Origin of the sequence: Mycobacterium sp. NPDC050551 (genome assembly GCF_040674075.1) — a bacterium.
In the GTDB taxonomy this organism is placed as follows: Bacteria; Actinomycetota; Actinomycetes; order Mycobacteriales; family Mycobacteriaceae; genus Mycobacterium.
In genome coordinates this window covers 1,306,492-1,325,472 of record NZ_JBFARC010000001.1, presented here as the reverse complement: position 1 = coordinate 1,325,472, position 18,981 = coordinate 1,306,492, and the positions used below count along the sequence as shown (strand labels likewise).

General features: G+C 69.8%; 22 protein-coding genes. 14 read left to right on the top strand and 8 right to left on the bottom strand.

The genetic code is table 11. The features are described from left to right. Positions 1-3 precede the first annotated feature (3 nt). From AB0K11_RS06470 to AB0K11_RS06460, 3 genes are all read right to left on the bottom strand, one after another. Positions 4-846, bottom strand: coding sequence for a DUF559 domain-containing protein (locus AB0K11_RS06470; protein ID WP_364973507.1), 843 nt, complete (start codon positions 844-846; stop codon positions 4-6). A gap of 144 nt (positions 847-990) precedes the next feature. After that, on the bottom strand, positions 991-1,860 hold the full coding sequence (locus AB0K11_RS06465; RefSeq protein WP_364973505.1) for a polyphosphate kinase 2 family protein: 870 nt from the start codon (positions 1,858-1,860) through the stop codon (positions 991-993). Continuing rightward, on the bottom strand, positions 1,857-2,555 hold the full coding sequence (locus tag AB0K11_RS06460) for a TetR/AcrR family transcriptional regulator (RefSeq protein ID WP_364973503.1): 699 nt from the start codon (positions 2,553-2,555) through the stop codon (positions 1,857-1,859). The genes AB0K11_RS06465 and AB0K11_RS06460 overlap by 4 nt, the downstream gene beginning before the upstream one ends. An 85-nt stretch (positions 2,556-2,640) precedes the next feature. Between AB0K11_RS06460 and AB0K11_RS06455 the strand changes: the two genes are divergently transcribed. From AB0K11_RS06455 to deoC, 6 genes are all read left to right on the top strand, one after another. Further along, entirely contained in the window at positions 2,641-3,984 is a 1,344-nt protein-coding gene (locus tag AB0K11_RS06455) for a DUF445 domain-containing protein (protein WP_364973500.1), read from the top strand. Positions 3,985-4,078: 94 nt separating this feature from the next. Further along, positions 4,079-4,483, top strand: coding sequence for a helix-turn-helix transcriptional regulator (locus AB0K11_RS06450; protein WP_364973497.1), 405 nt, complete (start codon positions 4,079-4,081; stop codon positions 4,481-4,483). A gap of 63 nt (positions 4,484-4,546) precedes the next feature. Further along, the gene (locus AB0K11_RS06445; protein WP_364973495.1) at positions 4,547-5,203 is read left to right on the top strand and encodes a heparin-binding hemagglutinin; all 657 of its coding nucleotides are present in this window, start codon (positions 4,547-4,549) and stop codon (positions 5,201-5,203) included. A gap of 36 nt (positions 5,204-5,239) precedes the next feature. Beyond that, positions 5,240-5,524, top strand: a complete 285-nt coding sequence (locus tag AB0K11_RS06440; RefSeq protein WP_264013091.1) for a DUF2516 family protein — start codon at positions 5,240-5,242, stop codon at positions 5,522-5,524. Between the two features lie 3 nt (positions 5,525-5,527). Continuing rightward, on the top strand, positions 5,528-5,935 hold the full coding sequence (locus tag AB0K11_RS06435) for a DUF2599 domain-containing protein (RefSeq protein WP_364973492.1): 408 nt from the start codon (positions 5,528-5,530) through the stop codon (positions 5,933-5,935). Beyond that, entirely contained in the window at positions 5,935-6,612 is a 678-nt protein-coding gene (gene deoC / locus AB0K11_RS06430; protein ID WP_364973489.1) for a deoxyribose-phosphate aldolase, read from the top strand. The genes AB0K11_RS06435 and deoC overlap by 1 nt, the downstream gene beginning before the upstream one ends. A 19-nt stretch (positions 6,613-6,631) precedes the next feature. On the opposite strand, the gene AB0K11_RS06425 is transcribed toward deoC, so the two are convergent. The 4 genes from AB0K11_RS06425 to AB0K11_RS06410 are packed head-to-tail and all read right to left on the bottom strand — an operon-like array spanning position 6,632 to position 9,673. After that, positions 6,632-7,537: a DUF2993 domain-containing protein gene (locus AB0K11_RS06425; RefSeq protein ID WP_364973486.1), complete on the bottom strand. Its 906-nt coding sequence runs from the start codon at positions 7,535-7,537 to the stop codon at positions 6,632-6,634. Beyond that, positions 7,534-8,349 (bottom strand): carbon-nitrogen hydrolase family protein, encoded by an 816-nt coding sequence (locus AB0K11_RS06420; protein ID WP_364973483.1) that lies wholly within the window; start codon positions 8,347-8,349, stop codon positions 7,534-7,536. The genes AB0K11_RS06425 and AB0K11_RS06420 overlap by 4 nt, the downstream gene beginning before the upstream one ends. A gap of 4 nt (positions 8,350-8,353) precedes the next feature. After that, positions 8,354-9,139: a class I SAM-dependent methyltransferase gene (locus AB0K11_RS06415; RefSeq protein WP_364973480.1), complete on the bottom strand. Its 786-nt coding sequence runs from the start codon at positions 9,137-9,139 to the stop codon at positions 8,354-8,356. A gap of 21 nt (positions 9,140-9,160) precedes the next feature. Continuing rightward, positions 9,161-9,673 carry a DUF2505 domain-containing protein gene (locus AB0K11_RS06410; RefSeq protein ID WP_364973477.1) on the bottom strand — a complete coding sequence of 171 codons (513 nt, stop codon included), beginning with the start codon at positions 9,671-9,673 and terminating at the stop codon, positions 9,161-9,163. 26 nt (positions 9,674-9,699) lie between these two features. Between AB0K11_RS06410 and AB0K11_RS06405 the strand changes: the two genes are divergently transcribed. After that, positions 9,700-10,740: a UDP-N-acetylmuramate dehydrogenase gene (locus AB0K11_RS06405; protein ID WP_364973475.1), complete on the top strand. Its 1,041-nt coding sequence runs from the start codon at positions 9,700-9,702 to the stop codon at positions 10,738-10,740. A 27-nt stretch (positions 10,741-10,767) separates the two neighbouring features. Further along, the gene (locus AB0K11_RS06400; protein WP_364973787.1) at positions 10,768-12,030 is read left to right on the top strand and encodes an Ig-like domain-containing protein; all 1,263 of its coding nucleotides are present in this window, start codon (positions 10,768-10,770) and stop codon (positions 12,028-12,030) included. 1 nt (position 12,031) lies between these two features. Here AB0K11_RS06400 and AB0K11_RS06395 read toward each other — a convergent pair whose 3' ends face one another. Then, entirely contained in the window at positions 12,032-12,787 is a 756-nt protein-coding gene (locus AB0K11_RS06395) for an SDR family oxidoreductase (protein WP_364973473.1), read from the bottom strand. Positions 12,788-13,042: 255 nt separating this feature from the next. Between AB0K11_RS06395 and AB0K11_RS06390 the strand changes: the two genes are divergently transcribed. The 6 genes from AB0K11_RS06390 (at position 13,043) to regX (ending at position 18,958) form a co-directional block, all read left to right on the top strand. Beyond that, positions 13,043-14,308, top strand: a complete 1,266-nt coding sequence (locus AB0K11_RS06390; RefSeq protein WP_364973784.1) for an ROK family protein — start codon at positions 13,043-13,045, stop codon at positions 14,306-14,308. A 21-nt stretch (positions 14,309-14,329) separates the two neighbouring features. Beyond that, positions 14,330-15,646, top strand: coding sequence for a D-inositol-3-phosphate glycosyltransferase (mshA, locus tag AB0K11_RS06385; protein WP_364973470.1), 1,317 nt, complete (start codon positions 14,330-14,332; stop codon positions 15,644-15,646). Further along, positions 15,643-16,173 carry a YbjN domain-containing protein gene (locus AB0K11_RS06380; protein WP_364973467.1) on the top strand — a complete coding sequence of 177 codons (531 nt, stop codon included), beginning with the start codon at positions 15,643-15,645 and terminating at the stop codon, positions 16,171-16,173. Before mshA ends, AB0K11_RS06380 begins: the two co-directional genes overlap by 4 nt. Before the next feature lie 13 nt (positions 16,174-16,186). Next, positions 16,187-16,942, top strand: a complete 756-nt coding sequence (locus AB0K11_RS06375; protein WP_364973464.1) for a phosphoglyceromutase — start codon at positions 16,187-16,189, stop codon at positions 16,940-16,942. Positions 16,943-17,072: 130 nt separating this feature from the next. After that, positions 17,073-18,275 carry an ATP-binding protein gene (locus tag AB0K11_RS06370; RefSeq protein WP_364973461.1) on the top strand — a complete coding sequence of 401 codons (1,203 nt, stop codon included), beginning with the start codon at positions 17,073-17,075 and terminating at the stop codon, positions 18,273-18,275. After that, positions 18,272-18,958 carry a two-component sensory transduction protein RegX gene (gene regX, locus AB0K11_RS06365; RefSeq protein WP_364973459.1) on the top strand — a complete coding sequence of 229 codons (687 nt, stop codon included), beginning with the start codon at positions 18,272-18,274 and terminating at the stop codon, positions 18,956-18,958. The genes AB0K11_RS06370 and regX overlap by 4 nt, the downstream gene beginning before the upstream one ends. Positions 18,959-18,981: the final 23 nt, after the last annotated feature.

Sequence of the window (18,981 nt, the reverse complement as noted above, 5' to 3'; positions counted from 1 at the left end):
CCGTCAACAAGCGTGCTGTCGGTGGAGTAGCGCGGTGCGGACACGCTGCACCACGCTCGCCGGTCGCTGATTGAGCTGTCGAGCGCTGACCCGGACGATCAGCCAGCCGCGCGAGGCAAGAAATTCCAGGCGCTCGATGTCCCGGGCGTGCTCGTCGGGATCGGTCCAATGCTGCTTGCCGTCATACTCGGCGCCCACCTTCGCATCGGGCCAGCCCATGTCAATACGTCTGTTGCCTTCCTTGATCTGGGTCACCGGCCGGGGGATGCCCGACCGGACGATCAGTAGTCGTAGGCGCGTCTCCTGCGGGGACTCCGCGCCACCGTCGGCTACGTCCAGCACGTCACGCACGAGTCGTGCACCCCGCGCGCCGGGGTATCTGTGTGCGACGGCAGCGACGTCCGCGACAGTCACGCCGGTGGCGTTGAGCAGTGCGTCTACCCGGATGACGCCTTGGTCGAGCGGCAGGCGCCTGGCGAGGTCGTACGCGGTGCGGGCCGGCGTCGTGCACCGCATGCCGTAGCGCAGGCAGAGCTCGTCCTCGCGAATCATGCCGGAGTGCACCAGGATTCCCCGCGCGCCTGGCCGCCTGGAGTGGGCGAGTTCCACGGGTGCGTCGGCGTCGAGCCAGCGACTGCCGAGGGCGGCGGCCGCCGAATGACCGACGAGCGTTGCCCTGCGCCCGGACCACAGCCAGGCGGCGCGGGCGCGGTCAAGCGCGCTCAGTTCCGCATCGGCCCGTACATAGACGTTGCGATGCTGCTTCCGGTAACTGCGCATGAGATCTCGACGGGTGAGGCCACCGTCGGCCAGCGCCTCGGTCGCGACGATGAGACGAGGATGCATACCTTCATCGTCTGGCCTGTCGCCCACCATCCCGCGCAGCAATCGCGGCGGCTGTGGATAACTGGATCGCGAGCGCACGGTTGTTGTACGCAAACGTCGAGTGAGGGTGCGAACAAGCGTGCACTCGCGGCGAGTCTCGGCGAACTAGACCTCGGTGAGGCGGCGCTTCTCCGCCTCGACATCGAAATCGGCAGGCGGCCAGGACAAGTCGAGGCCCTCCAGCGCTTCGATGAGCAGTTCGGTGACCGCGAGGCGGCTGTACCACTTGTGGTCGGAGGGCACGATGTGCCACGGCGCGTAGTCGGTCGACGTGCGGTCGAGCATCGCCTGATAGGCCTCCACGTACTTCGGCCAGAGCTTGCGCTCGTCGATGTCGGCGGGGTTGTACTTCCAATACTTGTCCGGCCGTGCGAGACGCTTCTCCAGTCTCTTCTTCTGCTCGTCGAGTGAGACGAACATCGCGACCTTCACCAGAGTCACTCCGCCGTCCACGAGTTCGTGCTCGAAGGCGTTGATCTCGTCGTAGCGTGTGCCCCACACGTTCGGCGGGACGAGATCGTGCACCCGCACGATCAGCACGTCCTCGTAGTGCGAGCGGTCGAACACGCCGATGTGACCCGCGGGCGGCAGCGCCTTGCGGATGCGCCACAGGTAGTGGTGGGCGAGCTCCTCCTCGGAAGGCTTGCCGAAGCTGGTGTATCGCACACCCTGCGGATTGGCTGCGCCGACAACGTGTTTGACGATCCCGCCCTTGCCTGCGGTGTCCATGCCCTGCAGCACCAGCAGAACCGAGCGGGCGTCGTCCCCACCCCGGCTGCCGGCGTAGAACCGCTCCTGCAGGTCGGCCAGCAGCTCATTGCGTTCCCACTGCAGGGATTTCGCGTCGGATTTCGACCCGTCGAAACCGGGCGTCGCGTCGGTGTCGATGTCGGCGACCTTGGAGCCGGGGCGGAATGCCAGCATGTCGCCCGGCTCGTGCGTCCACTCGTCCGGAAGCTCGGATTCGGCGCTCATCGATTGATGGGCAGGATCGGCGACGGGTGTGCCTGCCCGCGGAACACCTCGAGCGAGCCGCCGACTTCGACGATTCCGCAGAGCGCGTTCCAGGACAGCATGGTGAGGTAGTCGATCAGTTCGTCGGAGGTCATCCGCGGGTGCGACATCCACGAGTGGGTGGCCAGCTGGACGCCGCCGACGGTGTGGAAGGCCCACGGCTCGACGCCGCTGGTGTCCATCCCCACCTCGGCCATCCGCCGGCGCAGCATGACCGCCAACATACGGGCGATGATCTGCTCGCTGTTCGCGACCGCCTGGTTTTTGCTGGCCGAGTTGTTGGCCATCACGAACCGGTAGGGCTCCGGCTCGTTGGCGACCGTCTCGACGTACACCCGGATGATCTCCCGGGTGAGGTCGAAGCCGTCCATGTTCGACGTCAGCGCGGCCGCCATGTTCGGGATCAGCGTGGTCTGCGCGAAGCGCATCATCACCGCGGTGGTCAGGTCGTTCTTGTCGACGAAATAGCGGTACAGCACCGTCTTGGACACTCCGATCTCCGCGGCGATCTCGTCCATGCTGACATTGCTTCCACGTCGGCGAATCGCCTCGAGGGTGCCGTCCACGAGTTCATTGCGCCGGTCGACCTTGTGCTGATGCCAGCGCCGTTTGCGTCCATCGGTCTTGACCGCCACCGGCGGGGTCTGCTGTGCCACTATCCCCGTAGTCCATTCCGTAGTCCCTCTCGATACTACGACCCGCCGTCGGGGATCGGCGCGGTCAGGACGGGTACAGAGCGGCATGGCCCATGATGGATTGGTGGCACACAGAGCAGACGTCGAACCGGCACCGGTGGCACAGAAGGCGAGTTTCGCCGAGGCGCTCGCCGGCGCGGACTCCGCGGCCGACGCCGAGCGGCGCCGCGCACTGCGCCGGATGAAGGCCGTTGCGCTCGGATTCCTGCTCGGGGCCACCGTCGTGTTCTTGGTGTGCACGTGGGCACAGTCTCAGGGCGCGCCCGGGTGGGTGGGCTACGTGCGGGCCGCCGCGGAGGCCGGCATGGTGGGTGCGCTGGCCGACTGGTTCGCCGTCACGGCCCTGTTCAAGCACCCGCTGGGCATCCCGATCCCGCACACCGCGATCATCAAGCGCAAGAAGGACCAGCTCGGCGAGGGCCTCGGCATGTTCGTCCGGGAGAACTTCCTGTCGCCGGAGAACGTCGAGACCAAGCTGCGCTCCGCCGACGTGGCCAGCCGCACCGGCAAGTGGCTCGCCGAGCCCGTCAACGCCGCCCGTGTCGCTGGGGAAACCTCCACGGTGCTGCGGGTGCTGGTGGAGATGCTGCGCGACGAGGACGTCCAACAGGTGCTGGACAAGATGATCGTCAAGCGTGTCGCCGAGCCGCAGTGGGGGCCGCCGGTCGGCCGGGTGCTCAACGAGCTGCTCGTCGCGGGGCGGCAGGAGGCGCTGATCCAGCTGCTGGCCGACCGGGCGTTCCAGTGGTCGCTCAACGCCGGCGAGATCATCGAGCGTGTCATCGAGCGCGACTCCCCGCAGTGGTCACCGCGTTGGGTCGACCATCTGGTGGGCGACCGGATCCACCGTGAGTTGATGGACTTCACCGACAAGGTCCGCCGCAATCCCGACCACGAGCTGCGGCGGTCGGCGACCAAGTTCCTGTTCGAGTTCGCCAACGACCTGCAGCACGACGAGGCGACGATCCAGCGCGCGGAGAACGTCAAAGAGCAGATCATGGCCCGCGACGAGGTGACCAGGGCGGCCGAGACGGCGTGGACGGCGGCCAAGCGGATCATCCTCGAGTCGGTGGACGACCCGTCGTCGACGTTGCGGAGCCGCATCGCGGATTCGGTGATCCGCATCGGCGAGTCGCTGCGTGACGACGTCGATCTACGTCGCAAGGTCGACAACTGGATCGTGCGGGGCGCTCAGCACCTGGTCGCCGAATACGGGGCGGAGATCACCACGATCATCACCGACACCATCGAGCGATGGGACGCCGAGGAGGCCAGCGATCGGATCGAATTGCACGTCGGCCGCGACCTGCAATTCATCCGCATCAACGGCACCGTGGTGGGCTCGCTGGCGGGCCTAGCGATCTACTCGATAGCCCAGCTACTCTTCTGACCTGCGCTAGCTAGTGCTTGCAAAAGTTAGCACTCCGTCGTACGGTTGATTCCGACACCAATCGGATACCCGACGCACGGAGGGGGCTGAGACCATGCAGCAGGATGAAAATCTTGCCGCGGTCGTGACCACCGCCGCGCAGGACATCGGCAGCTTCATCCGGAGCCAGCGCGAAGCGGCCCAGGTATCGGTGCGGCAACTGGCCGAAAAGGCCGGCGTCAGCAATCCCTACCTCAGTCAGATCGAGCGGGGGTTGCGCAAACCGTCCGCCGACGTGCTCAACCAGATCGCGAAGGCGTTGCGGGTGTCAGCCGAAGTGCTCTACGTACGGGCCGGAATCCTCGAGCCGAGCGAGACCAGTGAAGTCCGCGACGCCATCGTCAATGACACGGCGATCAACGAGCGGCAGAAGCGGGTCCTGCTCGACATCTACTCGTCGTTCTGTGAGCAGAACGAGGCCGCCGAACTCCCGGCGGAAGGGGAGCCGACGACTGACTGAGAACAGATCCGCCCGCAGAACCGCAACATCTGAGTGAAGACAGATCCTGAAAGGAAGTACGACATGGCCGAGAAGAATCAACCGCAGAACGTCGACATCGAAGACCTGAAGGCGCCGCTGCTGGCGGCCGTGGGTGCCGCCGATCTGGCGCTCGCCACCGTCAACGAGATCGTGGCCAGCCTGCGTGACCGTGCCGGCGAGGCCCGCACCGACGCGAACAGCCGCCTCGAGGAGCGCCGCGCCCGGCTGAACAAGCTGCAGGAAGAGATCCCCGCACAGGTCGGCGAGCTGCGCGAGCGGCTGACCACCGAGGAGCTGCGCAAGGCGGCCGAGGGGTACGCCGACGCAGCGCAGAGCACCTACGTGAAGCTGGTCGAGCGTGGCGAGGCCGCACTCGAGCGGCTGCGCAGCCAGCCGGCCCTCGAGGACGCCGCCAACCGCGTCGAGGGAATCACCGACCAGGCCGTCGAGCTGACCCAGGAGGCGCTCGGCAACGTGGCAACGCAGACCCGCGCCGTCGGTGAGCGCGCCGCCAAGCTGGTGGGCGTCGAGCTGCCGAAGCGCACCGAGAGCGCCTCGGAGCCGGTGAAGAAGGCCGCCGTCAAGGCGCCGGCCCCTACCCCGGCCAAGAAGACCGCTCCGGCGCCTGCCGCCAAGAAGGCCCCGGCCAAGAAGGCTCCGGCCAAGAAGGCCCCGGCCAAGAAGGTCACACAGAAGTAATTCGACGCACGGATGGCGCCCGCTTAGGGTGGTGAGGTGATACTTGCCGACCTAGCGGGCGTCATCTCTTTCGCCCTGGTCCTCGTCGTCCTGGTGGTGGGCGTCTACTCGTTCGTGCACGCGGCGATCCAGCGGACCGACGCCTACCCGGCCGCGGGCAAGCTCACCAAGCCGGTGTGGCTGGCCATCCTGGGCGTGAGCGTGCTGCTGCTGCTCCTGCTGCAGGACGTGTTCGGCGCCGCGATCTGCGCCTGCGCCGCCGGCGTCTATCTCGTCGACGTGCGGCCCAAGATCCTGGAGATCCAAGGGAAGTCGCGCTGACCCGTGCGACCCGTCGTCACCGCCGCGCTGGCGGCCCTCAGCATCACCGTCTCCGCTGCGTTCATCGTGCTGCCCACGGCCGCCGCCGACCCGGTTCCGGGTCCGCCCTACGTCGACCACGTCGAGTGGGCCAAGTGGGGTGACATGTCCAGCCTGCGGGTGTACCCGACACCGTCCGCCCGGCAGGCCGCGTCCGCGCCGGCGGACGAGGCGTGGGCCGAGGTGCTCGCGCTCTCCCCGGATGCCGAGATCCCCGGTATGCGTGAACAATTCCTGTGCCACTGGCAGTTCGCCGAGATGGCCGAACCCGGCAAGGTGAGCTGGAATCTCGAGCCGTGGCGACCGGAGGTGACCGGCGAGGAGATGATGGCCGCCGGCTGCAACCCGGGCGGCTCGCTGGAGCCGTTCTGATGGCCTGGACCCGCGACGCGGTGGCCGAACTCGTCGACCACACCCTGCTCAAGCCCCAGGCGACCGAGGCCGACGTCGTCGCGCTGATGCGCGAGGCCGACGCGCTCGGTGTGTATGCCGCCTGCGTGTCGCCGACGATGGTGGCCGTCGCGAAGTCGGCGCAGGCGCCGGGGCCGGTGATCGCCGCGGTGGTGGGATTCCCCTCGGGTAAACACTTCTCCGCCGTCAAGGCGCACGAGGCGGTGCTGGCGACCGCCGCGGGGGCCGTCGAGATCGACATGGTGATCGACGTCGGCGCCGCCGTCGCGGGCGACTTCGACGCGGTGCGCGACGACATCGCCGCGGTGCGTGCGGCCGTCGGCGAAGGCGTCATCCTCAAGGTGATCCTCGAGTCTGCGGCGCTGCTGGAGTTCGCCGGCGAACACGCGCTCGTCGAGGCGTGCCGGGCCGCCGAGGCCGCCGACGCCGACTTCGTGAAGACGTCCACCGGGTTCCACCCCAGCGGCGGCGCCTCGGTGGCCGCCGTGGAGTTGATGGCCGCGACGGTCGGGCCGCGGCTCGAGGTCAAGGCCAGCGGCGGCATCCGCACCGCGGCCGACGCGGTGGCGATGCTCGACGCCGGTGCGACGCGGCTGGGACTGTCGGGGACGCGCGCCGTGCTCGACGCGCTCGACTGACCCGCTCAGCGCCGCCGGGTCAGAGCTCGGCGAAGCAGGGGTCTTCCTGGCCCTTGGGCATCTGGGCGTTCTCCGTGGCGAACACCGCCGTCACTCCGGTGTCGGTGACCTCGACGCTGCGCGCGGTGATGTTCATCGGGTAGTTCTTGGTCAGCTCGCCGGTGAACGCGTCGAGCGCGGGTTGCACCGTCTCGCGCGGCAGCGTGAAGCCCAACCCGGTCAGGTTCGTCACCTGCAGCCCGATCCCGCCGTCGACGATCGCCGGTTTGGCCGTGATGGTGCCGAGCGCGCCCTCCAGCTCGATCGTGCCGCCCTGCGGGTTGGTGGTGACGCCGGTGAGGAAGCTCCCGAACAGCGGAATGGCATCCTGCACAGTCTGTTTGATGCCGTCTGCGGCCCAGGTGATGTTCGCCGTGAGTGATCCGACCGAGCCACCGGAGTTGGCGGTGTCCTCGAGACGGACATCGCGGATGTCGATGGCCACCTTCATGCCCTTGGCCTCGCGGATCTGGTTGCCCGCCGTCTCGATGTTGATGTTGGTGTAGTGACCCGTCATGTGCTGCAGCAGGAACGGCGGCAGCGGGTCGAACGACGCCTTCGCCTCGTCCTGCACGATGCACGACACCACCCGGGAGACGACGTCGTCGGCCCGGTTGCGGGCGTAGAGCTCGCCGCCGAGCAGGCCGGCGGCCACCAGCGCGATCACGATGACCACCACCAGCACGATCGACAGCGGATCGCGGAACAGGCCCTTGACCTTGCTGCCGAACGACGAGCCCTCGTCGTCGCCGGAGGGCGGCGGACCCGACGGCGCGCCCTGCGGCGGGAAGGTCTGACCGCCGGGCGGCGGCGGCAGATTGGGCGGCGGTTGGTGTGGTGGCGGGACGGGCGGCTGGTTGGCAGGGCGGGCCCAGTCATCGGTCACCCGAGCGATTCTGCCTTACCGAACTGAGCCGAGCCCGAGCGGTTGTGCAACACCGCGATGCTGTCGCGGGCTTTCTGCGCGATCTCCGGATCGATGTCGGCCAGCAGCAGCTGCGGATCGGGACCCGCGCTGACCAGCTCTTCGCCGGTGGGGGAGGCGACCAGGCTGGCGCCGACGCCGGTGGGTCCGGAGGCGGCCACCTCGTCACCGGGGTATGCCTGGCCGACGGCCGCGATGTATCCGGTGGTGTCGAGCGCGCGGGCCCGCGCCAGCAGCGTCCACTGGTCGACCTTGCCCGGTCCGGACCCCCAGGAGGCGTGCACGGTGATCAGCTGGGCGCCCCGGCGGGCCAGCTCGACGTACAGCTCAGGGAAGCGGATGTCGTAGCAGGTGGTCAGCCCGACGTCGAGGCCGCCGACGGTGATCAGCACCGGCTCGGAACCCGGTGCGACGGTGCGTGATTCGCGGAAGCCGAACGCGTCGTAGAGGTGGATCTTGTGGTAGTGCGCGTCCACACCGGGACCCGCGGCGATCAGCGTGTTGGTGACCCGGCCGTCGCCACTCGGGGTGAACATGCCCGCGACCACCACGATCCCCGACCGGTCGGCGACGGCGCGGACACCGTCCGCCCACGGGCCGTCGAGCGGTTCGGCGACGGGCGCCAGCGGTACGCCGAAGCGGCACATCGTGGCCTCCGGGAACAGCACCAGCTCCGCGCCGGCGTCGGCGGCGCGGCGGGTGTGGTCCTCGACCGTCTCCAGATTGGCGGCCGGGTCGGTGCCTGCGGCGATCTGTGCCAGGGCGATCCGCATGCACTCAGCCTAACGGCGCGACGGTTTCCCATGGGACCGTGAGCACCCCGTCGCGGATCCGGCGCCGTGGCGGCTCGACCGGAACGCCCTCCTCACGCAGCAGGCCGAGCATCGCGCGCCAGCGCACCCGCGGCCCGAAGACGCCGTGGCCCGCGACGCTGGCCCAGGCGTGGTCGGCGGCCGTCAGCAGTCCGTGGATCGGCTGCCCCGGCACGTTGTGGTGGATCAGCACCTTGGGCAGCCGTTCGGCGAGGTCGGAGGGCCGCTCGATCGCGAACGGGTCGCAGGCCAGCGTCAGGCTGACCGGCGCCTCGGCGTCGAGCAGCACCCAGGCACACCGCCTGCCCAACTCGTCGCAGGTCCCGTCGAGGATCAGCCCGCCCGGCGCGAGCCTGCGCTGCATCGTCGACCATGCCTCGGCGACGGCCTCGACGGGATACTGCCGCAGCACGTTGAAGGCGCGGACCAGGACGGGGCGCAGGCCGGCCAGCTCGAAGCCGCCGAGCGCGAAGTCCACCCCTGCCGTCGCGGACGGGCGGGCCGCGTCGACCCGTTCGGGATGGATCTCCAGGCCCACCACCCGCACGTCCGGCCGGATCGACCGCAATCGCGAGGCGAGTTCGAGCGTGGTGACCGGCAGGGCGCCGTAGCCGAGGTCGACGACCAGCGGGTCGGTGGCGGAACCGACGGCGGTGCGCACCCGAGCCGAGTGCACCAGCCACCTATCGCTGCGGCGGAGCCGGTTGTAACCGGTGGTGCCGCGGGTCAGCTGGCCGAGGGGCGCACCCACGGGCCGAGTCTATGGCCCGGATCAGGCGTTCTCGGCGATCCACGCCGTGGTGAAGCGCTGCTCGGCGATCAGCACGTCGACGAGCTGGCCGCCGATCAGGTTCTCCAACTTGCCGCCGACCAGCGGGACGCGCACCTCGACGGTGGCCTTGCAGGTCAGCCTCGACGCCTCGCCCGCCCGTTCCGGCGCCAGCGTCATCGCACCGTCCAGGGTGACCGGGGCGCCGAGGATCACCCCGTTGACGAATCCGGTCGCCCGGCCGTCCGCCACCGGGTCCCAGTGCTCCTCGCGCTGGATCGCCAGGTCGCCGCGGTGGAACTGGGTGACGATCCCGGGCAGCCGGTCGGCGCGCAACACCTGCGTGGTCTTCACGGTGACGCTGCCGTCGGGCCCGGCGGTCAGCGCGTCCAGCGAATAGTCGTCGGCGCCGGAATCGGTCAGCCGGGACAGCCAGTACCCCTCGTCGCGCAGCGCCCGGTGGACCTCTTCGACGGTGCCCTCGTATTCGGTGGCCAAGTCGAATGAACGCGGCATAGCCAGCCAGGCTACCGTGACAGCCCGTGGGGCAGCAGTCCGAGGAACGCGACGTGCCGCTGGCGCCGTTGACCACACTGCGGATCGGCCCGGTGGCCCGCAGGCTGATCACCGCCACCAGCACCGAAGAGCTCGTGGCGGCACTGCGCAGCGCCGACAACGCCGACGCGCTGGTGCTGGCGGGCGGGTCGAACGTGGTGCTCGCCGACGACATGACCGACCTGACCGTCGTGCGGGTGGCCAACACCGAGATCACCGTGCTCGACGACGTGGTGCGGGCCGAGGCGGGCGCCTCGTGGGACGACGTGGTGGTCACCGCGTTGGCCTACGGGCTGGGCGGACTCGAGTGCCTGTCGGGCATCCCCGGCTCGGCCGGTGCGACCCCGGTGCAGAACGTCGGCGCCTACGGGGCCGAGGTCGCCGACACCATCACCCGCGTCCGGCTGCTCGACCGGCGCAGCGGCGAGGAACAGTGGGTGGGTCCCGAGGCGTTGGGATTCGGTTACCGCACAAGCATTTTGAAGAACTCGACCGCGGCCGTCGTGCTCGAGGTGGAATTCGGCCTCGACGCGGGCGGGCGCAGCGCGCCGCTGCGCTACGGCGAACTGGCGACGGCGCTGGGGGAGGAACCGGGCGCCAGGACCGACCCGCTGCGCGTCCGCGAGGCCGTGCTGCAGCTTCGGGGCCGCAAAGGCATGGTGCTCGACGACGGCACCGACCACGACACCTGGAGCGTCGGGTCGTTCTTCACCAATCCGGTGGTGAGCGCCGCCGACTTCGACCGCCTGCGCGCCGCCGTCGACGGCCCGGTGCCGCACTATCCCGCCGACGAGGGTGTGAAGCTGGCGGCAGGCTGGCTGGTGGAGCGCGCCGGGTTCGGCAAGGGCTACCCCGGCCCCGGCGCCCCCGTGCGGCTGTCGACCAAGCATGCGCTGGCTGTGACCAATCGGGGCGATGCCACCACCGCGGACCTGTTGTCGCTGGCCAGGACGGTGCGCGATGGGGTATCCGCCGCCTTCGGGATCGAACTCACACCCGAGCCGACTCTGATCGGGTGCACTCTCTAGGTACGCTGGATCGACGTGAGCCCCCTGATGAATCGCCGTAAGGCCCTGACCGCCCTGGCGGTCGGTGTCGTCGCGCCCGCTGCCCTGGCGGCCTGCGGCAACGAGGCGGGCACACCGGAGGCGGCCGAGGACAAGCCCGCCGCTCCCGAGCTGAAGTTCGAGCCCGCGGCCGCGGCCACCGACGTGTCGCCGACCACCCCGGTCAGCCTCGAGGTGAGCGGCGGGTTCATCCAGCGCGTGGTGCTGGCGAACGCCGAGGGCAAGCCCGTGGCGGGCGTCCTCAACCGGGAGCGCACCGCGTTCAGCACCACCGAGCCGCTGGGTTACGGCGCGTCGTACACGTGGGGCGGGTCGGTGGTCGGCGAGGACGGCAAGGCCGTGCCGGTCAAGGGCACGTTCAGCACGATCGACCCGGCCACCCAGGTCAGCGGACAGTTCCAGCTGGCCGACGGGCAGACCGTCGGCATCGCGGCGCCCGTCATCCTGCAGTTCGACGCGGCGATCGACGACAAGGACAAGCCGACGGTCGAGCGGTCGCTGTCGGTCACCACCAATCCGCCCACCGAGGGCAGCTGGGCATGGCTGCCCGACGAGGTCGGCGGCTCCCGCGCGCACTGGCGCACCCGCGAGTACTTCGCCCCCGGCACCACGGTCCGGGTCGACGCCCGGCTCTACGGCGTGCCGTTCGGGCAAGACGCCTACGGAGCGGCGGACTCGTCGCTGGACTTCACCATCGGCCGCCGCCAGGTGGTCAAGGCCGAAGCGTCGTCGCACCAGATCGAGGTCACCACCGACGCCGGGGTGATCATGACCCTGCCGTGCAGCTACGGCGAGGGCGATCTGGACCGCAACGTCACCCGCAGCGGCGTCCACGTGGTCACCGAGAAGTACGAAGACTTCTACATGACCAATCCGGCCGCCGGCTACGCCAACATCCGGGAGCGGTTCGCCGTCCGGATCTCCAACAACGGCGAGTTCATCCACGCCAACCCGGCGAGTTCGGGCGCGCAGGGCAACAGCAACGTCACCAACGGCTGCATCAACCTGTCCACCGAGGACGCACAGCAGTACTTCAACACCGCGATGTACGGCGACCCTGTCGAGGTGACCGGCACCCGGATCCAGCTGTCCTACGCCGACGGCGACATCTGGGACTGGGCCGTGCCGTGGGAGGAGTGGAAGTCGATGTCGGCGCTGTCGGACGCCGCGCCGCCGTCGGGCATCCCCAGCACCGCACCGGCCGTGCCGTCGGGCGCGCCGCAGCCGGTGAACGACCGCCCCGGCGGCTGACTCACCTCCGGTTGAAGCGGGACCCGGCCGCGCCGCTGACCTGATCGCGTGGCCGCACCACGATCAGATCCAGGTCGACATGTGAGGGCCGGCCGGCGACGAAACCGATGACCTCGGCGATGTCCTCGGCGACCAGCGGGGTGACGCCCTCGTAGACCTTCGCGGCGCGCTCCTCGTCGCCCTCGAACCGGTTCAGCGAGAACTCGGTCTGCACCATGCCCGGGGCGACTTCGGTGAGCCGCACGGGTTTTCCGAGCAGCTCGCTGCGCAGCGTGCGGTGCAGGACGCCCTGGGCGTGCTTGGCGGAGGTGTAACCGCCACCGTTGTCGTAGATCTCCACGGCGGCGATCGAGGTGACCGTGATGATCAGCCCGTCGCCGGAGTCGATGAGCTTGGGCAGCAGCGCCCGCGTGACGAGCAGCGTGCCCAGGACGTTCGACTCCCACATCCAGCGCCAGTTGTCGACGTCGGCTTCGGCCACGGGCTCCAGACCCCTGGCCCCGCCGGCGTTGTTGACCAGTACGTCGACCCGGTCCAGGCGCTCGGCCAGCGCCGCCACCGCGTCGGCGTCTGTGACGTCCACCACAGCCGCGGTGCCGCCGATCTCATCGGCGACGGCCTGCACCAACTCTTCGCGGCGGGCTACGCAGACTACGTGAAAGCCTTGTGCGGCAAGGGTTCTCGCGGTCGCTGCACCGATGCCCGCACTGGCCCCGGTGACCACTGCGACGCGCCGGTCGGAAGTGGGAGTCGTCATCTGAACAACTCTAGCCAGCGTGTTAGATTCACTTCATGTCCAGCACGTGTCAGGTCGGCGCCGCACAGCACTGTTGTTGCTGTCGTCGCTCACGCCGCCGCGCCTGACAGAGCCGAGGACATTTCGTCCCGTTGAGTCGCAGGTGTGGCCAGAACCCACCAGCCGACCGACAGAGGACATCCCGTGCGTACTGCCACCCCCGCCCCCACCGCGATTTCTCCCATCGCGAGCTCGCCGATCTCGCGGCGCGCCCACGTGCGCACCGCGCCGGCCGTCAAGCGGGCGCCGCTGGCCCGCCACCACATCGTCGCCCCGTCGCTGCGGGTCGCCGACACCGCCGCCGCACAGGTGTTCAGCGCCGCGCGGACCCGCGGCCCCATCGCCCGCGACGCGATCGCCAGGGTCACGGGCCTGAGCATCGCGACGGTCAACCGCCAGGTCACCGCCCTGCTCGACGCCGGTGTGCTGCGGGAGCGCGCCGACCTCGCCGCCTCGGGGGCGATCGGCAGGCCGCGGGTGCCCGTCGAGGTCAACCACGAGCCGTTCCTGACGCTCGGCGTGCACATCGGCGCCCGCACCACCAGCATCGTGGCGACCGACCTGTTCGGCCGGACCCTCGACGTCGTCGAGACGCCGACCCCGCGCAGCGCCCAGGCCGCCGCCTTGGTGACGCTGGCCGACAGCGCCCGCCGGTACCTGAGCCGCTGGCACCGGCGCCGCCCGCTGTGGATCGGCGTCGCCGCAGGCGGCATCGTCGACAGCGGCACCGGACACCTCGACCACCCGCGGCTGGGCTGGTCGGACGCGCCCGTCGGCCCGGTGCTCGCCGAATCGCTCGGCCTCCCGGTGTCGGTGGCCTCGCACGTCGATGCGATGGCCGGCGCGGAGCTGCTGCTCGGCGTCCGCCGCGCCGCGACGCCCCCCGCCGCGTCGGCGCTGTCCCACTCGACGAGCCTGTACGTCTACGCCCGCGAGACCGTCGGCTACGCCCTGTCGATCGACGGCCGGGTGCATTCGCCGGGCAGCGGGCCGGGCACCATCGCCGCCCTGCCCGCACAGTCGCAATTGCTGGGCGGCACAGGGCAATTGGAGTCCACCGTCAGCGACGAGGCGGTGCTCGCGGCCTCCAGGCGCCAGGGTGTCGTTCCCGCCGACGGCCCGTCGTCGACCCTGGGGAACGTGCTGCGCGCGGCACGGCAGGGCAACGCGGCGGCCAGGGAGCTGCTCACCGAGCGGGCCCGTGTGCTCGGCGAGTCGATCGCCCTGCTGCGCGACCTGCTCAACCCCGACGACCTCGTCGTCGGCGGACAAGCGTTCACCGAGTACCCGGAGGCCATGGCGACCGTCGAGGCCGCGTTCGCCGAGCGGTCGGTGCTGGCGCCGCGCGACATCCGGCTGACGGCGTTCGGCAACCGGGTGCAGGAGGCCGGCGCGGGCATCGTGTCGCTCGGCGGACTGTACGCAGACCCGATCGCGGCGATGCGCCGTGCGCAGGCCCGCCGCCCCGAAGCCACCGCGTAGCCGAGGTGTAGACATGACGGTGTGCGCCTAGCAGCGGATCAGCCGGACGTCTCAGCGCGCCGCGTCGCGGTGCTGTCGGTGCACACCTCGCCGCTGGCGCAGCCCGGCACGGGCGACGCGGGCGGCATGAACGTCTACGTACTGCAGACCGCGCTGCACATGGCGCGCCGCGGCGTCGAGGTCGAGATCTTCACCCGCGCCACGTCGTCGGCCGACCCGCCGGTGGTGCGGGTGGCGCCAGGAGTGCTGGTGCGCAACGTCGTCGCCGGACCGTTCGAGGGCCTCGACAAGTACGACCTGCCGACCCAGCTGTGCGCGTTCACCGCGGGGGTGCTGCGCGCCGAGGCCACCCACGAACCGGGCTACTACGACATCGTGCACTCGCACTACTGGCTGTCGGGTCAGGTCGGCTGGCTGGCCCGCGACCGCTGGGCGGTGCCGCTGGTGCACACCGCGCACACCCTGGCCGCGGTGAAGAACGCCGCACTCGCCGAGGGCGATGCGCCGGAACCGCCGCTGCGCGCGGTCGGTGAGCAGCAGGTGGTCGACGAGGCCGACCGGCTGATCGTCAACACCGAACACGAAGCGCGCGAACTCGTCTCGCTGCACCACGCCGACCCGTCGCGCATCGACGTCGTGCATCCCGGGGTCGACCTCGACGTGTTCACCCCGGGCGACAAACGTGAGGCCAGGGCCCGCCTCGGCCTGGCCGCCGACGAGGACGTGCTGGCCTTCGTCGGCCGGATCCAGCCGCTGAAGGCGCCCGACGTGCTGCTGCGGGCGGCCGCCAAGCTCCCCGGCGTGAGGGTGGTGATCGCGGGCGGACCCTCCGGCAGCGGAATGGCCGCACCCGACGGGCTGGTTCGGCTGGCCGACGAACTGGGTATCGCACACCGCGTGACGTTCCTGCCCCCGCAGTCCCGCGAAGACCTCGTGACGGTCTACCGCGCCGCCGACCTCGTCGCGGTGCCCAGCTACTCGGAATCCTTCGGCCTGGTCGCCGTCGAGGCCCAGGCCTGTGGGACACCGGTGGTGGCCGCGGCCGTCGGCGGCCTGCCCGTCGCCGTGCGTGACGGCGTCACCGGCACCCTGGTGGACGGCCACGACGCCGACGACTGGGCGCACGCGATGAAAGCCCTGCTCGAACGCGGACCGGACACCATGCGCGATGCGGCCGTCGCGCACGCCGCGTCGTTCTCCTGGGCGCACACCGTCGACGCACTGTTGGCCGGCTACGGGCGAGCCATCTCGGACTACCGCGCCCGCCATCCGCGCCAGGAGGCGACCACCCGCCGCGGCGGCAGGCGGTTCTCGATGCGCCGCGGGGTCAGGGCATGACCGAACGCGTCCAGAAGATCATCGTCGACACGCTCGTCGAGCACGCGCTGGACTACACCCTGCACGAGGGCGCGCGCGGCGGGCTGCCCGGCATCGTGGTCGCGCTGCCCGGCGAGCGCCGGTTGACCACCAACACGATCCTCACCGTCGGCGAGCACTCGGTGCGGGTCGAGGCGTTCGTCTGCCGCAAGCCCGACGAGAACCACGAGGGCGTCTACCGCTTCCTGCTCAAGCGGAACCGCCGCCTCTACGGGGTGGCCTACACGCTGGACAACATCGGCGACATCTATCTCGTCGGCCGGATCGCGCTGCCCGCCGTGACCGCCGACGAGCTCGACAGTGTGCTCGGCCAGGTGCTCGAGGCCGTCGACAACGACTTCAACACGCTGCTCGAACTCGGCTTCAAATCGTCGATCCAGCGGGAGTGGGAGTGGCGGGTCAAGCGGGGCGAATCGCTGAAGAACCTGCGCGCGTTCGAGCACCTCATAGACGATGCGAGCGACCAGGACGGTGCCGCACAGGCGTGAGAGGATGCCAGCCATGGCTGATTCCGGAGAATCCACGCTGATCCTGCTCCGCCACGGCGAGAGCGAATGGAACGCGAAGAATCTGTTCACCGGCTGGGTCGACGTCGACCTCACCGACAAGGGCCGCGCGGAAGCGGCGCGGGCCGGCGAGCTGATGGCCGAACTGGACCGGCTGCCCGACGTCGTCTACACCTCGCTGCTGCGGCGGGCGATCACGACGGCCAACCTGGCGCTGGACAAGGCCGACCGGCACTGGATCCCGGTGCACCGCGACTGGCGGCTCAACGAACGTCACTACGGCGCGCTCCAGGGCCTCAACAAGGCCGAGACCAAGGAGAAGTACGGCGACGAGCAGTTCATGACGTGGCGGCGGAGCTACGACACCCCGCCACCGCCGATCGAGGCCGGCAGCGAGTTCAGCCAGGACACCGACCCGCGCTACGCGGACATCGACGGCGGCCCGCTCACCGAGTGCCTGGCCGACGTGGTGGCCCGGTTCGTCCCGTACTTCGAACAGACGATTGTCCCCGACCTGCGGGCAGGCCGGACCGTGCTCATCGCCGCGCACGGCAACTCGTTGCGCGCGCTGGTGAAGTACCTGGACAAGATGTCCGACGACGACGTCGTCGGGCTGAACATCCCCACCGGCATCCCGCTGCGCTACGACCTGGACTCCGACCTCAAGCCGCTGGTGGTGGGGGGAACCTACCTGGATCCCGAGGCGGCCGAGGCCGGCGCGGCAGCCGTCGCCTCGCAGGGCGCCAAGTAGCCGTCGCGGACCGCCACCCGGGAAAACAGTGGGTGAACGGGGCCCGAACACCTGCTCCTGGCTCTGTGACATGTCTCGTTTTGGCCGCACGCTGCTGGGATGACGTTCACCGGATGCGTACGCTTTTCGCGTGAGCGTGGTTTCCGCGCTGCTGCTGACCGCAGTGGTGGCGTTACTCGCCCTGGCCCTCGGGGCCGGGGTAGGTGTCTTGCTGACGCCCCGGATCGTCGAGGCGAGGCAGCGCCGGGCCGTCGAGCAGGCCGGTATCACCGTCTCCCAGATGCTCGCGCACATCGTGTCGGCGTCGCCGACGGGGATCGTCGTGGTCGACACCTTCCGTGACGTCGTCTACTCCAACGAGCGGGCCATCGAGCTGGGCCTGGTCCGGGAGCGCCTGCTCGACGACCGGGCATGGGCCGCCGCCGAGCACACCCTGTCGACCGGCGAGGACGTCGACGTCGACCTGACCCCGCGCAAGCTGCAGCACCCCGGCCGGTCGGGCCTGTCGGTGCGCGGCCACGTGCGGCTGCTGACCCAGGTCGATCGCCGGTTCGCCGTCATCTACGTCGCCGACCAGTCCGAACACGCCCGCATGGAAGCCACCCGCCGGGACTTCGTGGCCAACGTGAGCCACGAGCTGAAGACCCCGGTCGGCGCGATGGGCGTGCTGGCCGAGGCGCTTCTCGCCTCGGCGGACGACCCCGACACCGTGCGGCACTTCTCCGAGAAGATGGTGGCCGAGGCGCACCGGTTGGCCGACATGGTCGGTGAGCTGATCGAACTGTCCCGGCTGCAGGGTGGCGAACGGCTGCCCGACCTGGAGGTCGTGGAGGTGGACAGCGTGGTCTCCGAGGCGCTGTCGCGGCACAAGGTGGCCGCCGACAACGCCGACATCGCGATCACCACCGACGCGCCCACCGGCTTCCGCGTGCACGGCGATCAGGCGCTGCTGGTCACGGCGCTGGCGAATCTGATCTCCAATGCGATCGCCTACTCACCACACGGATCGTCGGTGACGATCAGCAGGCGCCGGCGGGGCAACAACATCGAGATCGCGGTGACCGACCGCGGCATCGGCATCGCCAAGGCCGACCAGGAGCGGGTGTTCGAGCGCTTCTTCCGGGTCGACCAGGCGCGCTCGCGGGCGACCGGCGGCACGGGCCTCGGGCTCGCGATCGTCAAACACGTGGCAGCGAACCACAACGGATCGATCCGGCTGTGGAGTCAGCCGGGCACGGGGTCGACCTTCACGTTGTCGATCCCCGCCTACTTCGGTGTCGACGGCGACACCGCTCACCAGATGGATGAACGAGAGGACCCCGCCGGACCATGACCAGTGTGTTGATCGTGGAAGACGAAGAGTCGCTGGCCGATCCGCTGGCCTTCCTGTTGCGCAAGGAGGGCTTCGAGACGACGGTGGTGGTGGACGGCCCCTCGGCACTCGCCGAGTTCGACCGATCGGGGGCCGACATAGTGCTGCTCGATCTGATGTTGCCCGGCATGAGCGGCACCGATGTGTGCAAGCAACTGCGGTCACGGTCGAGTGTGCCGGTGATCATGGTGACGGCGCGGGACAGCGAGATCGACAAGGTGGTCGGCCTCGAACTCGGCGCCGACGACTACGTCACCAAGCCGTATTCGGCCCGCGAGCTGATCGCGCGCATCCGCGCGGTGCTGCGCCGCGGCACCGACGCCGACGACTCGGGCATCGCCGACGGCGTGTTGGAGGCGGGCCCGGTGCGGATGGATGTCGAGCGGCACGTCGTCAGTGTGAACGGCGAGCCGATCACGTTGCCGCTCAAGGAGTTCGACCTGCTCGAGTACCTGATGCGCAACAGTGGCCGGGTGCTCACCCGCGGTCAGCTCATCGACCGGGTGTGGGGTGCGGACTACGTCGGTGACACCAAGACGCTCGACGTCCACGTCAAGCGGCTCAGGTCGAAGATCGAGGCCGACCCCGCCAATCCCGTGCACCTGGTGACCGTCCGCGGTCTGGGATACAAGCTCGAGGGCTGAGTCCGCAGGCGACGGCGGTGGGC